Source organism: Holdemanella porci, from assembly GCF_009696075.1.
Taxonomy (GTDB): domain Bacteria; phylum Bacillota_I; class Bacilli_A; order Erysipelotrichales; family Erysipelotrichaceae; genus Holdemanella; species Holdemanella porci.
Window position 1 is genome coordinate 1 of sequence record NZ_VUMR01000047.1, and the last position, 15,916, is coordinate 15,916.

The 15,916-nt window shown below is 34.0% G+C and carries 15 protein-coding genes; 1 reads left to right on the forward strand and 14 read right to left on the reverse strand.

What is annotated here, in order from left to right:
- Positions 1 to 168 precede the first annotated feature (168 nt).
- From FYJ55_RS08130 to FYJ55_RS08165, 8 genes are all read right to left on the reverse strand, one after another.
- The gene (locus tag FYJ55_RS08130) at positions 169 to 828 is read right to left on the reverse strand and encodes an HAD family hydrolase (protein ID WP_154556404.1); all 660 of its coding nucleotides are present in this window, start codon (positions 826 to 828) and stop codon (positions 169 to 171) included.
- Complete coding sequence (locus FYJ55_RS08135; RefSeq protein ID WP_154556405.1) at positions 812 to 1,891, reverse strand: SIS domain-containing protein; 1,080 nt, start codon at positions 1,889 to 1,891, stop codon at positions 812 to 814. Before FYJ55_RS08135 ends, FYJ55_RS08130 begins: the two co-directional genes overlap by 17 nt.
- A 52-nt stretch (positions 1,892 to 1,943) precedes the next feature.
- Positions 1,944 to 2,942 carry an SIS domain-containing protein gene (locus FYJ55_RS08140; RefSeq protein ID WP_195836702.1) on the reverse strand — a complete coding sequence of 333 codons (999 nt, stop codon included), beginning with the start codon at positions 2,940 to 2,942 and terminating at the stop codon, positions 1,944 to 1,946.
- A 28-nt stretch (positions 2,943 to 2,970) separates the two neighbouring features.
- The gene (locus FYJ55_RS08145; RefSeq protein ID WP_154556407.1) at positions 2,971 to 3,789 is read right to left on the reverse strand and encodes a PTS system mannose/fructose/sorbose family transporter subunit IID; all 819 of its coding nucleotides are present in this window, start codon (positions 3,787 to 3,789) and stop codon (positions 2,971 to 2,973) included.
- Complete coding sequence (locus FYJ55_RS08150) at positions 3,776 to 4,552, reverse strand: PTS mannose/fructose/sorbose/N-acetylgalactosamine transporter subunit IIC (RefSeq protein WP_154556408.1); 777 nt, start codon at positions 4,550 to 4,552, stop codon at positions 3,776 to 3,778. The genes FYJ55_RS08145 and FYJ55_RS08150 overlap by 14 nt, the downstream gene beginning before the upstream one ends.
- Before the next feature lie 10 nt (positions 4,553 to 4,562).
- Complete coding sequence (locus FYJ55_RS08155) at positions 4,563 to 5,030, reverse strand: PTS sugar transporter subunit IIB (protein ID WP_154556409.1); 468 nt, start codon at positions 5,028 to 5,030, stop codon at positions 4,563 to 4,565.
- 15 nt (positions 5,031 to 5,045) lie between these two features.
- Complete coding sequence (locus tag FYJ55_RS08160) at positions 5,046 to 5,459, reverse strand: PTS sugar transporter subunit IIA (protein WP_154556410.1); 414 nt, start codon at positions 5,457 to 5,459, stop codon at positions 5,046 to 5,048.
- Positions 5,460 to 5,559: 100 nt separating this feature from the next.
- A complete protein-coding gene (locus FYJ55_RS08165) occupies positions 5,560 to 8,259 on the reverse strand; it encodes a sigma 54-interacting transcriptional regulator (protein ID WP_154556411.1) in 2,700 nt (899 codons plus the stop codon).
- A gap of 58 nt (positions 8,260 to 8,317) precedes the next feature.
- Here FYJ55_RS08165 and FYJ55_RS08170 point away from each other — a divergent pair, with 58 nt between their 5' ends.
- Positions 8,318 to 9,538 (forward strand): RNA polymerase factor sigma-54, encoded by a 1,221-nt coding sequence (locus FYJ55_RS08170; protein ID WP_154556412.1) that lies wholly within the window; start codon positions 8,318 to 8,320, stop codon positions 9,536 to 9,538.
- 316 nt (positions 9,539 to 9,854) lie between these two features.
- On the opposite strand, the gene FYJ55_RS08175 is transcribed toward FYJ55_RS08170, so the two are convergent.
- Genes FYJ55_RS08175 through FYJ55_RS08200 form a run of 6 tightly spaced genes read right to left on the reverse strand, consistent with a single transcriptional unit; the run spans position 9,855 to position 15,249 of the window.
- On the reverse strand, positions 9,855 to 11,129 hold the full coding sequence (locus FYJ55_RS08175) for a DUF2812 domain-containing protein (protein WP_154556413.1): 1,275 nt from the start codon (positions 11,127 to 11,129) through the stop codon (positions 9,855 to 9,857).
- A gap of 27 nt (positions 11,130 to 11,156) precedes the next feature.
- The gene (locus tag FYJ55_RS08180; protein ID WP_154556414.1) at positions 11,157 to 12,386 is read right to left on the reverse strand and encodes an aminopeptidase; all 1,230 of its coding nucleotides are present in this window, start codon (positions 12,384 to 12,386) and stop codon (positions 11,157 to 11,159) included.
- Between the two features lie 60 nt (positions 12,387 to 12,446).
- Complete coding sequence (locus FYJ55_RS08185) at positions 12,447 to 12,641, reverse strand: FeoB-associated Cys-rich membrane protein (protein ID WP_154556415.1); 195 nt, start codon at positions 12,639 to 12,641, stop codon at positions 12,447 to 12,449.
- A 19-nt stretch (positions 12,642 to 12,660) separates the two neighbouring features.
- Positions 12,661 to 14,787, reverse strand: a complete 2,127-nt coding sequence (gene feoB, locus FYJ55_RS08190; protein WP_154556416.1) for a ferrous iron transport protein B — start codon at positions 14,785 to 14,787, stop codon at positions 12,661 to 12,663.
- Between the two features lie 21 nt (positions 14,788 to 14,808).
- Complete coding sequence (locus FYJ55_RS08195; protein ID WP_154556417.1) at positions 14,809 to 15,027, reverse strand: FeoA family protein; 219 nt, start codon at positions 15,025 to 15,027, stop codon at positions 14,809 to 14,811.
- A 12-nt stretch (positions 15,028 to 15,039) separates the two neighbouring features.
- Complete coding sequence (locus FYJ55_RS08200) at positions 15,040 to 15,249, reverse strand: FeoA family protein (protein WP_154556418.1); 210 nt, start codon at positions 15,247 to 15,249, stop codon at positions 15,040 to 15,042.
- Positions 15,250 to 15,916: the final 667 nt, after the last annotated feature.

Below are 15,916 nucleotides of genomic sequence, written 5' to 3' on the forward strand. Positions count from 1 at the left end.
AGCTGCAAGGGCATGTGAGCTGACAAAGTTTCCTACCACATAAGAATCAACTGTATTGTATAATTGTTGAAATAAATTTCCAACCAGTAATGGTAAAGAAAATATCAATATTGATTTCCATATACTTGGTATAAAAACAAATATAGCGTAACAAGAAAAGAAGCAACGTTACATTGCTTCTAATATATCGATTACTTCTTTTAAATTCTTACACTGAAGATCAACATATTTCATGTCGTCTTCATTAAATGGGACTTGATCTGGAATCCAAACTCTTCGCATATTTGCATTATACGCCGCACGAATTCCATTTTTACTATCTTCAAGTACGATACAATTTTCAGGCTTTACTCTCATCTTTTTTGCACATGCCAAAAATAAATCGGGAGCTGGCTTTGACGCATATTCATCTTGTGATGAAAGCATCAAATCTGCTTGAAAATCAAATCCACAGTTTCCTACTAACTTCTTAATATGAGAAACACTTGAACTAGAGGCTATACAGATTTTATATCCTGTTTCCTTTAAATAATCATGTAATTCTTCAAGACCATATTTATTGGCAGAACCCGGAATCGCAAAGCGCTCATCATAATAGGAAGTGAACACATCATCTGCGATTTCCAGCATATCCTCAAGCCATGGATATTCCTTACGGTAGATCGAATAGTCAAAATGACTTGTGCCTAACATCCCTAAAAAATATTCTCTTGGAAAAGCGTGACCATGTTTTTTACAAACATCTTCAAATACATCAATATAAAGTGTTTCTGTATCAAACATTAATCCGTCCATATCAAAAATTACTGTATTAATCATCGCCGTCATAATTTACAAAATTCTCCGTTTTTGCAGCCGCAATAGCCTTAAATTCCTTTAATAAAGGATGTTGATAAATAGAATGTAAGTCATCTGAAATAATAAAGCTTAATAGTTGTACAAATGGTAGATATACAAGTGGACATAATTCACTAGATACAGTATCACTCAAACTTAAAACATGATCATCATCTGCTAATCCAGGATTATTTGAAATCAAATAAGCACGCTCACTTACTTTGCGTGTAGCCTTATATACTTGTTCCACACGATGACTTGCCACATCGTTTCCATCAAAGAAAATCACATTGTATTGTGGCGTTAATTGTAAATTCGGACCATGAATATATTCTTCAATTTCGTAGCAGCAACTTGGAATATGAATGGTTTCACCCATTTTTAATGCACTTTCAAGTGCTGTTCCATAATTGGCTCCCGCTCCACAACTGTAAACCCAAGACATAGATGAGAATTCTTTATAGTGTAACTGAATAAAGTTTGTAGCCTTACCAATCATTTCTTCATTTAAATGGACAGCTTTTTTTAACTCTTCTAAATATTCATTCTTACCAGAATACGCAATTGCGAATAAATCTAAGAATAGCGCAAGTGAGGAAACACCCTTTGTGACATAGCCAACTAATTCTTCGCCAACACCATATTCAATCACAACATCCGCAACATCTTTTACATCACTATTCTTATTTCCAGTTAAACAAATTGCTCTACATTGGTTTTTCTTAATGATTTTTAATGCTTCAATTGCATTTGTACTTAAACCACTCTGTGTAACCACTAAGACTAAGTCGTTTTCTTTAATATCATTTTCATAATACGTAAATGTATATGGGGTAATGATTCTAACTTCTAAACCACTCACTTTTTCCACAAAACTTCGAGCACAATAACATGCATTATGACTCGATCCAGAAGCAACAAGCAAAATACGTTTGATTTCTTTTTTTTGCACTTCTTTCATCAATGGTTCAACCAATGCAGTGTATTGTTCAATATTTGTTCTTAATACGCCCGGTGTTTCTTTCACATAATCAAGCATTGTTAATTTTTCCATATGTTCCTCCCTAAACAACATATAAAAGGTGGAATGGTTCCACCTTTATATTTTAGTATTCTAATCTTCTGTAATAACGACGGATTTCCATTGGGTGACGAGTTTCGATTTCCATGTGAACATCAATTCTGTTGTTTACAGCGTGCATTACATGGTGAGATAAGTGTTTACGATATTTTTCACTAATTCCCTTTAATTCGTAATCTTTAGAGTCAATAATTGTGTAGTTTTCACAAATTCTAGGAATAAAGTTAGCTACACGCTCAGACAATGGACGTTGAGCATCTTCACCGATATAGATTGTAACTGGAGTTTCTTTAGTTACGATTTCAAACATACCGTGGAAAAATTCATTAGATGAGATTGATTTAGTCTTTAACCATAATTGTTCTTCCCAATAGCACATTGCGTATGAGTAAGTAGCTCCCCATTGATTTCCAGCACCTACAAAGTAGTGCATTTCGTCATTCCAGTGTTTTTTAGCAAATTCAACAGCAAATGGTTCAGCTTTCTTTTCAACTTCTACTAAAGCTTGAGCCAAGTATTTGTCAAATTCTGCATACATATCTTCGTAGTCTTCGAATTCACCATTGTTGAACATGAAGCGGTCAGCAACCATGAAGAACTTTAATTGTTCGTTAACTGGATAAGAGATCTTGTAGTCTGCTAAGTCTAATAAGATAGCTTCTTTAGCATCAACAAATGAGATAACTGTAGCGCCAACTTCTGCTTTGATTTTTTTGATAGCATCAACAACTTCTTTAGTATTTCCAGTTACAGAAGAGATAATAACAACTGTATCTTTAGTAATACGTTTGTTTCCTGTAGTTAAGTATTCAGCAGCATTTTCTGCCCAAGTTTCAATAGCACTCATCTCTTTCATGTGTACTGTAGCCTGCATAGCACTTGCCCAAGTACCACCAACACCTAACCAGCAGATGTTTGAATATCCACGTTCGCAGATTTCATCAACGATTTTGTTGATTTGAGGGCGTAGAGCCAATGCTCCATTTACGCTATCGATTTTTTCTTGTTCATTAAATTTAATCATTTTCTTTTCCTCCATTTATTTAAATTTATTAACAACCTAAGATACCAAAGAATGAGCCAATCAATCCGATTGCGACACACAATAACAACAATGTGGTTGTCTTAATATTTTTCTTTTTCAATAAGTAGTAAACCAATAATGTGAATAATAATGGCATTAAACCAGGCATGATATTGTTGAATACATCATTTAATGTAGTTGCTTCATCACCAGAACCAAATGCCAATGGGAATTGGATGGAAACGTTTTCAGCAGTCATACCACCAACAACCATCAATCCTAAAACGCTTGCTGCATAAGTAAGTTTTGACATCAATCCATTTTCCTGGATCTTAGCCAAGAATCCACTACCTAATTTATAACCAGCGTTCATTAAGTAATAACGTAATCCCTGAGCAGGAATATTGAAGATCAATAAGAATAAGATTGGTCCTAAGATATTTCCTTGGTTCGCTAATGATAGACCAACACCAGTAGCGATGATACGTAATGTTCCCCAGATGAATGAGTCACCAATACCAGCTAAAGGTCCCATCAATGAAACTTTTACACTGTTGATACTTTCTGTATCGAAGTTAGGATCATTTGCGTTACTTTCTTCCATAGCAGCACTGATACCAAGAATCAATGTTGACAATTGAGGTGTTGTATTGAAGAATTCCAAGTGACGTTGCATAGCTGCAATTTGGTCTTCTTTATTTGAATACAATTTTTTGATTACTGGTAACATACAGTAGCAGTATGCCATGTTCATCTGTCTTTCATAGTTCCAGTCCCATTCCATTCCGAATGAACGCCAGAATACTTGATTTAATTCTTTTTTTGTTAATTTATTAGAAGTCGTCATCTTCGTCTAATCCTCCTTCTGTAGCTGTCTGAGCTGAGTTGCTACGTAATTGAGTCAATACGATAGCGATGATAGTTCCAAAAATTGCGATTGCAGTTACTGGAATTCCTAAGTATACGCTTAATGCGAATCCTAAGAAGAAGAAACATGCAACTTTTTTGTCCATAATCATCATTAACAATAAGCCAAATCCAATTGCAGGTAATAAGCCCATTGTGATTTGTAAACCATTTGAGATCCATTCAGGAATTACATTTAATAAAGCCTGTACAGCAGGTCCACCTGCATAGTATCCACATGCTACGATAACACCAATAATCAAGTTAACACCGAAGAATCCACCTAAGAAGTGCATTCTAGCAACGCCAGCCATATTTCCTTCAGCTGCATATTTATCTGCTTTGTGAACAAATGGAGGTAAAATAAATACCATTCCAACGTTCTTTGCGATTAAAACCAATGAAGCAACTGGTAAACCAACAGTCAATGCAGTTTCTGGTCCTGCTCCTGTTGTGATTGTGAAAGCTGTTCCTAATACGGTTCCTGAAATCATTTCAGGTGGAATACTAGCTCCGATTGAGAAAGCTCCCATAAATGCTAATTCTAATGTTGCCCCTAAAGTAACACCTGTTGGGATATCACCAAGTACAACGCCTGTCAAAGCTCCCATAACCAATGGTCTTGACAACAAGCTTGTACCGAACAAATATTCAGCATTTCCAAGCATTGCTACCAAGCCAAGTAAAATTGCTTGTAATAACATATTTCTCCTCCTATAATACTTTCTTTACGTTTACTGGACTATCTTCTGGAACCATCTGAATTGTTACATCCACACCTGATTCACATAATCCTTTTAAAATTGTTTCTTCTGCTGGAGTAATATTCACTGCCTTTGAAATATTACGAGTTTCAGCAGTAGCTTTAGTACCACCAAGATTTAATTTATTGATATTGCACTCTTTACACAATCTTTCAGCATCCTTAATAGATTCAACTACAGTCAATAATTTGTATTTGTCTGTAACACCACTGTTGATCGCATTTACTGCATCATCCATATTTTTAATAACTAATTTAACACCACTTGGTTTTGCCAACTTAATTGATGTTTTTCTTAAATCATCTTTCATAACTGCATCGCACGCAATTAAGATACAATCTGCTTCAACTGCATTTTTCCAAGAAAAAGCAACTTGACCATGTAACAATCTGTGATCCACTCTTAATAATTTGATCATTTTTTTCTCCTCCTATTAGAAATCTTCATCATCTTCGCTTGTCATACCATTCATAACTGTCATTCCCTCTTTAGCTGCTTCAATCAAATCGTTCGCATCTGCTAATTCAAGATTTTGGCCCAAGCTTTTCATTACTACATCTAATGCCAATCCCATGTTCATTCCTGAAAAAACCATTACATTATCTAATACTGCAAGTTTAGATAATGCTGTGTGAACACTACCACCTTTGATATCACACAAGATTACGATTTGTTCTTCACTTTCTTTTGCTTCTTTCAAAAGTTCTAGATAATAATCTTCAGGATTTTGCCCAGGAAGCAAACTATATGTTTCTACATCTTTAGCTAAATCTCCAACGATCATAGAAACTGAATCTTTCATTCCTTTAGATAATCCTCCATGTGAGGCAAATATTACTCTACTCATTCATCTTTCTCCTTTCTGTATTACGTCATTCACTTATATACAAGCAAATATTGTGCCATAGAAATAAGTTTACAAAAAAAGATGAGTTTCCCCATCTTTACTAGTTATTCTTCACATAATTATAAATATGAACCATTTCCTCTGTAGGAATGTCTACACCATAGAAATCTTCTACTTGCTTAAACGCCTTCTTAACATAGTCTACAAAATCTTTGTGTTCATTTAAGAAATCCAAGCTTAGATCATACTCAGCATTTCTTGAAACAACAAGTCTTTCGATCAAACAACAAATGTGTACGTACAATCCAAAACAAGTTCGATTGCTGAAACGAACCCCAACATACTTTTGTAAAACATCAATCGCATTGGCAACCTGCTCTAATAGTTTTGCCGGATTTAATATCGTTAGTGCATTCATAATATTACTCAATGAGAAATTATGTAGAATATTTTTATCAAACAAAGCCAGCTGTTCTTCATCCATATAATCCTTGAAGTATTGATTGAAATCACCAAATGTATCTTCAATAATCAAATCTTCAATACCCACAAATGGAATGTCCTCCATATTTGGATCTAACGTACCAAGTACACATAAAACATCATATTCTTCAAATACATTGTTCTTTTTACCTAATTCAATCAATTCCGAATAATTCAACGTCTTCACATCTAAATTGATACCATCTGGAAAAGATTGCTCCAACATAGACTTTAATTTCTTGGCCGTACCCAATCCACTTGCGCAAGAACATAGAATGACTGGCTGTTTTTGTTGATGCTTTTCAATATGATACGCAAAATTGACACGGAAAGCATCAATCGTTTTTTGTAGTATGCTCTCCATCTCTACATTATTACGAATTCCATTTCCAATTTCTAAAGCAATTGGAGTACTCACATTGTTGATAATTCCAATATTCGCATTCTCTATATGCAAACCTTTATAAATATCTTCCAAACTACCCATATCCACTAATAGATACAATTCTTTGACCTTGCCAATACGATCCAAATACCGATTCAATTTCTCAATCATTGTAGCCGTATCAATATATAAAGGCATATCTAGCGCATCAAAAATATATTGTCCTAAAAAACGATTGGCGGCATCCGCAATACTAGAAGCCGTAGAAAAACCATGAGATAGTACAACGGCTGCTTTTTGAGAAAGCCTTGAATCTTTTTGTACATTATAAACATAGAAGATAAATGTACAAATAATAATGGAATACATGTCCATTTCTAGATAGGACTTTAAATACGTACAAATTTCTAAAGATACATTGGTCGCTCTAAAAAATTCTTCTTGCAACAATTGATATAAATCATCACACTCTTCTTCATGTTTTAAAAACCAGCTTCTTAAATCATGATATTCATGATGAATCTCATCTAAATAAGATGCGATAGCTAACGTTTCATTATTTGTAATTTTTAATCCATACCGCGATTCAATCAAGTTAAAGATATGCTGCACACCACGATTATAATAATCGACCTGACTCGATTCTTTCTTTCTAAATATCAAGTTATCAAAATATTTTTGAACATAATTCTTTTCTTTTGCCATAAAATCCGACAAGCTTGTATGTTCCTCTTTATATTTTCGATAACACGCCAACAAGCTATCATTTAATTGAAGAATTTCTTTTGTCCCATTATAGTACCCCTGCAAATCATCCACATATATATATTCATCATCGTCCAAGACCGTTTTTTGATTCGCATAAACCTGCTGTAAAAGATCTTTAGGCAAACTATCCAAATGAATCACTAATTCGTCATTGACCTTATCAAATAAAGAATTGATACAACAAGACTGCACGCTACTCTTTAATTGACCAATATTACCTGGCATCTTACTTTGTAACAGCGCATTATACACTTTACTGCTCATCTTGATCTGACAATCTAAACGTTTTTCTTCCTGACTAAAAATGTTATACAACAGCTCTATGCGCTCTTGTGTACCTCTTTGTTCAAGATTAGGAATAGTGATTGTCATGGGAATACGTCGCATTAATGTTTTTAACAACACTTTATCCGGATTTTCTGTAGTCGCAAATACAATACGAACATTAGACTTGTACCACTTTTCATTATCCCCCACACGATGATAAATGCCTTGATCCATAAACAAGAACAACTTTTCCTGGCATTCCGCCTTTAATTCATGCACCTCATCCAAAAATAAAACACCATTATCAGCTAAGGCAATCAAACCCTCATTATCTTTTTCAGCACCTGTAAAAGCACCTTTGACATGACCAAATAGATTGGCTGTTAATAATTCAGGATTGTTCGCATATTCACTACAGTTCACCTGCACAAATTGTCCATCTTTTGAAATGACTCCCTGATTTCTTGCCCACTCATACGTCAACTTTGCAATTAAAGACTTACCCGTTCCCGTAGGTCCATAAAGTAACATAGGCAACCCATTAGGAGGATATGAAATGGTAGCTTTACATTGTTTAACCGTTTGAGCCAAAGAATGATTCATGCCTACTAGTTTTTCAAAATCCTTCTTTTCCTGATTTGTCAATAAATCATCTAAACTTGCATATACACTATCTTTAAAAGGAATTGACTTTTCTTTCAAATATTCAACCGAAATGAAACAAAACGGTTTTGATTCAATTCGAATCAACTTATTTTCTTTTACTAATTTATTTAATACAACAGACACCTGTGAGCGGCTAATCTTTAAATTTTCACTGATCAAGGCAACTGTTGTTTGATCAAATTCACTATTAATACAACGTGCCAAAATATATGCCAATATTTTTTCTATCATACGACCCCTCCACTTTTTTTGAATTATTATACCATAATATGGTATAACATATATACATATGAAACAAGATTTGATTTATACACATACCTACAAACAAACACTCCATATGACAACGGGTTTAAAGTCGCATCTAGAAATATTAAGTAAAGATAGACAGACTTTATCAGATCTCTTGTATAATGTCAGTCAAAATAATCCCTTTTTAGAATACACTCCAAGTCAAGATATCCAACAATATCTTGAAGCAGGCATTTCCAATAAGCCAAGTCTAAAGGATGAACTTTATTTACAGCTGCATACAAGCACTAAAAAATACAATGAACCCATTGCCCATTATATTATTGAATCCTTAGATAGTCATGGCTTCTTTGATCAAGAAATCCAAACTGTCCTATCGGACTTAAAATGTACTAAAACACAGTTTGAAGAAACACTCTCTTTCATTCAAACCTTTGACCCCATTGGTGTGGCCGCTAAAAACAGTATTGATTCTTTAATAATTCAATTAAAAGAAAAAGGCTATATAATCGCATACACTATTTTAAAGAATTATTCAAAAGAACTTGAAGAAAAAGATTTCTATATAATTTCTGAATCTTTAGGTATATCTTATGAATCCGTATTTGATGAATTAGCACACATGCAAGAATGCAATCCATTTCCTTGCAGTGAATATGACACAGAAAGTACGACAAATTTAGCTTTACCTGAATTCACAATTGAAATTGATGAAGGTCAATTAAAAATCATCCCCAAAGAAATGGGAAATCTATCGCTTCATTGTGAAGAAGTAAAATTGTCAAAAGAAGCTAAAAAATATTTAAATGAAGCTAAGTTTTATATAGATAGTATCAACCGTCGAAACAAAACCATTCTTCTACTCGCAAATATATTGATCACGCATCAAAAGAATTATTTTCTATTTCAAGATGATTTAAAAGAATGCACACTTAAAGAAATTGCTCAAGAATCTGGCTACTCGATTTCAACCGTTTCTAGGACTCTGAGTGATAAATATTATGAATTTAATGATCATATCTATCCTGTAAAAGATTTATTTATTTCAAAGACACACAAAGGAAGCAGTAAAGACTCTATTCAAAAGGCCATTCAATTATTGATTGAAGTTGAAAATCCAGAAAATCCTCTACAAGATGAAGAAATTGTAGAAGAACTCGTAAATATGGAACTATACGCATCAAGAAGAACCATATCAAAATATCGAAAGGAATTAAATATTCCCAATTCGAAACAAAGAAAAAAGGCGAGACTCTACTAAATCTCGCCCCTTACCTTGTTTTCTACAAACTTTTTAAGTAATCTTCAACTTTAAGTACTGAACAGTATCCATTTCTGTATTTTCTCCACGATAAATCAATTAAATGAAAAAGAAGCAATAGTACATTGCTTATGCAATTTCTTATAGAATTTTTATATGACACTATTTCACTGTCCTTTTTTCATTTCCATGACAGTAATTCTCTAATCAATAATGTTACTATATACATCTTGACTTGCTGCCTTTTACACCCTTTATACCCATTTGACATTTTTATAAGGGGTATAAAAAAAGAGACTACAGATTTGCCTCCTTTTTACTCTTCATCCTCATCATCTTCACGATCTACACGTCTGAATAGATGTTTCTTTTCTTTACCCGTATGCTGTTCTAAAGTATTCCAATCTGTATCTAATTCTTCTTCACTTTCAGAAGTATCATAGAAATCTTTACTTTCTTCGATTGCACGACTTTCACGAATCCTTAATTTAGATTTTAATTCACGAGCCCTCTTCTTAGATTTTCTAAGCATTCTGCCATACATACAGAATACAATAAATGAAATTAAGAATAGACCTGCACATAATGCGATTCCTGCTAAATAGCCTTGGAAATACACTTGTAATAGTCCTGTCACAACGCAACAAGCCATACAAATAAACACTAAGAACATTGTTGAGCGACATGAACTTGAATATTTCTTAAAGAAACTGAATTTTTCTGAATCATTATTAATTTCTTTACGATATTCTCCATCTTCTTCTTCGTTTCTAAAAGTAAACCAACCCGCATCACTTTTCTTTTTACCGTCTGATTTAGAAACCAATTTCCATCCATCAGATTCCCACTCGCGCCATTGATCTGCATCTGGCTCATCCACAAAATAGTTCATTGAATAATAATACGTTTTTGGCTGCCCTTTTCTAAAGAAATATTTCTTTCCTTCTTGACGCACAAAGTGATAACCTTCACTGGATTTATCTTGAAGATATTGTTCTATTTTTGGATATTCCGCATATAAGAATTTCTTTCTTTCCTCATAAAGATCTTCATCTTCACCTTCATCGTCATCCTCATATTCGTCCTCAAAATCCTCTTCATCATCCGATACTTCTAGAACTGGTTGTTCTTCCTCAATTGGTTTCGCGTTAAAAGACTTTAATTCGTTTTCAATTGATTCTGTTGTAAAATCATCATCAACATCTAATTTTTCAACAACGATCTTTTTAGGTTCTTCTTCAATGAATTTTGGCTTATTTTCAACCAATGGCTTATCATCTACTTTTGGCTCTTCCACAACATGCTTTTCAATAGGTGCCTCTACTTCTTCAATTGAAGTACTAGGCGTAATATCTACTGACTCTGCAACTTCATCGTCAAAAATATTCTCATTGATTTTTACATGTGTTTTTGCACTTCGTTTTCCAAAGATGGTTTTCTTTTCTGGCTCTTCATCAATATGGAAAATGTTTTCAGCATTAAAATCATGTAATTCTGGTTCATGTATATCTAAAGATTTAATTCGATCCGTTCTTTTTAGACGTCTAAGCTCTTCTAAAGCACTGGGATTCTTTTCATTTTCATTTGCCATAAATATCCCTCCAATTATAATATTGTACTAATTTAATGTATATTCGTCAAATTCACTTGTGTATTTACCATCCTTGAAAATATGGATCTTTTTACCATTTTTTAATGTTGCTTCAATCGATAAATCACTGGTTCCTACCATGAAATCTACATGCGTAAACGATTGATTCATACCATGTTCCAACAATTCTTCTTCACTCATTTCTAAACCTTTTTCAATGCATTCATTATAGCTTGCACCCAAGGCAAAATGACATGAAGCATTTTCATCAATTAGTGTTTCATAAAACAAAGTATCCAATGCACTAATAGGCGATCCATAAGGAACTAAGGCAATTTCACCAAGATATTTTGACCCTTCATCCGTTTCTAAAATACTAGTCAAAACCTCTTTTCCTTCTTTGGCATCATAATCAACAACTTGCCCATCCTTAAATTCAAACCAGAAATCTTTTACGATTGCACCATTGTAAGCCAAAGGTAAAGCACTATATAATTTACCATTTACACCCGTCTTTTTAGGTGCCGAGAAAATTTCTTCTGTAGGAATATTTGGGAAATAGTAGTTACCATTATCTAAAAAGGATCCTCCACCTGCAAATACATAACCTTCTGGAAGTTCAACTACTAAATCAGTTCCTAAAGAATTTGTATAATGAACACTTTCGATATCTAAATGATTTAAAATATGAACTCGCTTATCAAAAGATGCACGATGCTCATTCCAGTTTTCATTGGCATCCTTTTCGTCTACACGACTAATTTTTAATACTGCATTCCACAAATCAGATAATGCATCTTCTGATTCAGGATATACCTTTTTAGCCCAAGCCATAGTTGGAACACTGGCCACACACCATGCTGCATGCATATAATCCAATTTATCACGATATGGCTGTGTCATTTCTCTTAATGCCTTTCTATAAATTGCCATTAGTTTTGGCTCTACCCCCTTCATTCCATCAGGATCTTCACCAACTAAGCTCAAATAACAAGCTCCTTTTTCAGCTGTTTCATTATGGAATAAAGCTTCATAATCATAAGGCATACGATTACCTGAAAGATATCTCATACGATTGATTTCATCATCACTATAGCGAACAATTACATCTTTTGCGCCAACATCAAAACATGATTTCACAATCAAACGAACAAAATCATTCATTTCTACGTTAGCACGGACAACTACTATTTGATCTTTTTGAACATTCAAGCCTGAACGAACAATTAAGTCTGCATATTTTTCTTTTAAATTCATTTTAATTTTCCTCGATTCTTGCACCTATTATATCAAAAGAAAGAGCATCTTTCGATGCTCTTATTTACTAAATTGTTCTTTTTTTATTTGATCAAAAAACGCCTTGGGATTTTCACACATCGAATGACTGCCACAATGTGAACAACCTCCACCACAACTTGATTTTCCGCTTTTTTTATCTTTATAAATGCTTCGACAAGCTAAGCCTGCACATGCACATACAACCAATAGAACTAGAAATGTTGATAGATTCATGGAAACCCCTCCTTTTACATTATTTTACCGCAAATTCAACTTCAGCAGTATCACTTTCTTTTGATGGGCGAACCAATAAATAAATTAAAACAATCAATAAGATAAATCCTACAATCGTTCCAAATCCAAAAGATCCACCATTGAATAAACTGCCTAATTGATAAACGATCAGTGAACATATATAAGCGAATCCACATTGGTAACCAATGGCAATCCAGAACCATTTTGTGTTATTCATTTCACGTTTGATAGCTCCCATTGCTGCAAAACATGGAGCACACAATAAATTAAATATCATGAATGAATAGGCAGCTAGAGGTGTAAAGCTTGCGGATAATTGTCCCCAGAATTCATTTCCTTCTTCAGCGACTTCAGCAAATCCATATAATTGTCCAAATGTTGCGACAACATTTTCTTTGGCAATTAAACCTGTTACACTAGCAACTGCAGCTTTCCAATCTCCCCAACCAAGTGGTGAGAAGATCCATGCGAATGTTTGTCCAATTGAAGATAGAATTGAATGATCAATATCATCAACCATGCCAAACGCACCTTTTTCCCATCCAAATTCTTGTAAGAACCACAATACGATTGTCGATAATAAGATAATTGTTCCAGCCTTTTTAATAAAGCTTGAACCACGCTCCCACATACTTCTTAATACATTAACCACACGAGGCATATGGTATGCTGGCATTTCCATAACAAATGGTGCAGGGTCTCCAGCAAATAATTTTGTCTTCTTCAACATAATACCAGAAACAATAACAGCTGCCATACCTACAAAGTAAGCACTTGGAGCTACCCAGCTAGCCCCATGGAAAATAGCACCGGCAATTAAACCAATAATTGGCATTTTGGCACCACAAGGAATAAATGTCGTTGTCATGATAGTCATCTTACGATCACGATCACTTTCAATGGTACGACTTGCCATAACAGCAGGTACACCACATCCTGTACCAATCAACATAGGAATAAATGATTTTCCAGATAATCCAAACTTACGGAAAATACGGTCCATGATAAAGGCAACACGTGCCATATATCCACAATCTTCTAAAATTGCTAAGAAGAAGAATAATACTAACATCTGTGGTACAAAGCCAATAACAGCTCCTACACCACCAATAATACCATCCACAATCAATCCATGTAACCAATCTGCACATTGAATCGCATCTAAGAATCTATCCACTGCAGGCGGAATGATTTCACCAAACAATACATCATTTGTCCAGTCAGTTACAATAGTTCCTACTGTAGTTACTGAAATATAATATACAAACCACATTACAAGCGCAAAGATTGGAAGTGCTAAAACGCGGTTTGTGACAAAACGATCAATCTTATCTGAAGTTGTTATTACTTCTTTTGATCCCTTTTTGTAACAATCTTTAATTACACTTGTGATATATGTATAACGAGCATCTGTAATAATTGATTCACTATCATCATCCATTGACTTTTCTACAGTTTCAATCACACTAGCTTCTGCCTTTGACTTGATAGATGCTTCAATTTTATCATCTCTTTCAAATAATTTAATGGCATAGAAGAAACGACGACTTGCTTCAATACTTGAAGGTAAACTTGCTTCAATTGTATTCAATGCATTTAGTACTTTACCTGCATAAATGTTTTTAGGTAAGCTTTGCGTATTCGCTACCTTTTTTACCTCAGCCATCAACTCTTTGATTCCTGTGTTTTTCAAAGCTGAAATTGGTAATACAGGACAACCTAATTCTTTTGATAACTTTTTATAGTTAATTGAATCTTTTCTTTTTTCAATAACATCCAACATATTGATTGCGACAACAGTTGGAATACCCAACTCTAAGATTTGTGTTGTCAAAAATAAGTTTCTTTCTAAGTTAGAACCATCAATGATGTTTAAAACAACATCGACATTTCCATTTAATAAAAATTCACGAGATACAACTTCTTCCAAAGTGTATGGTGATAATGAATAAATACCTGGTAAATCCGTGATTTTAATATCTTTATCTTCTTTATACTTTCCTTCTTTTTTCTCAACTGTAACCCCTGGCCAGTTACCTACATATTGTGTAGCACCTGTTAAACCATTAAACAATGTAGTTTTACCACAGTTCGGATTACCTGCTAATGCGACTTGAATTGACATAATTCCCTCCTATTTATAACTTTACTCTACTTCAATCATTTCTGCGTCGGCTTTACGAAGCGATAATTGATATCCACGAACGGTTAATTCAATAGGATCCCCTAATGGAGCTACCTTTTGAACAGTTACACTTACTCCTTTAGTAATTCCCATATCCATAATTCTTCGTTTTGTTGCTCCTTGACCAAACAATTTCTTTACAGTCACTGTTTGACCAATTGAAACTTCCTTTAAAGTCATAATTACTCCTTTCTACACCATGATCTTTCTTGCGAGTTCTTCACTAATGGCTATTCGAACTTCTTTAACATTCACAATTACATTTCCATTGGTTTTACTCACAACCACAATCACAGTCCCAGGCACAAAGCCTAAGTTTTCTAAGTGTCGTTGTTGTTCTTTAGAACCACCAATTTTTTTGATTGTATTGACTGAATTTAAATTTGCAAAAGATAATGGCATATCGAACCCTCCTGGTTAGTATATTCTAACATAGTTAGTTTACACTTACTTTAAAGCGATGTCAACAAAAAGTTATACACAATTAACTTGGTTTTCCTATTCTAACTATTTGGTGTATTTTTTTCATTGGAGGATTAAACATATGAACTTACCAACAATTATTATATCTGTCATTTTAGTAATTATTATCTGTATTGGAAATCGTTCCACGAAAAAAAGAGCCACATCAGGATGTTGTGGTTCAAGTGAAGCCACAAGAAAAGACTTTTTCAGCGAAAAAGTCACACGCCTAAATGACGTGCCCGGTTCGTTTCCAGTCGTCCGGTAACATTTCAATATACACTCCATCTTTCTGAATCATTCGGTATCCCGATCCATTCAGTCTTTATCGATGGAGTTTTTATTGTATGCTTTATTTATAAACACTTCAGAATTTCATCCATGATCTATGTACCTATCATCCAGTAAGATATCATAAACTTCTGGTTCTGATTATTTATCTTTATTTAATCCACAAATCCCATGCCTCTTCGATTGATGACATAGGCTGCACAATAATGTACACTCAGTCCTTTGATCTTTGTATACTTTTCTTTTCCAATCTTACTCGTATTTCTTGGATCTACTTTGATTACATCCACTTCATTCATCAAACATTTTCTTTCTA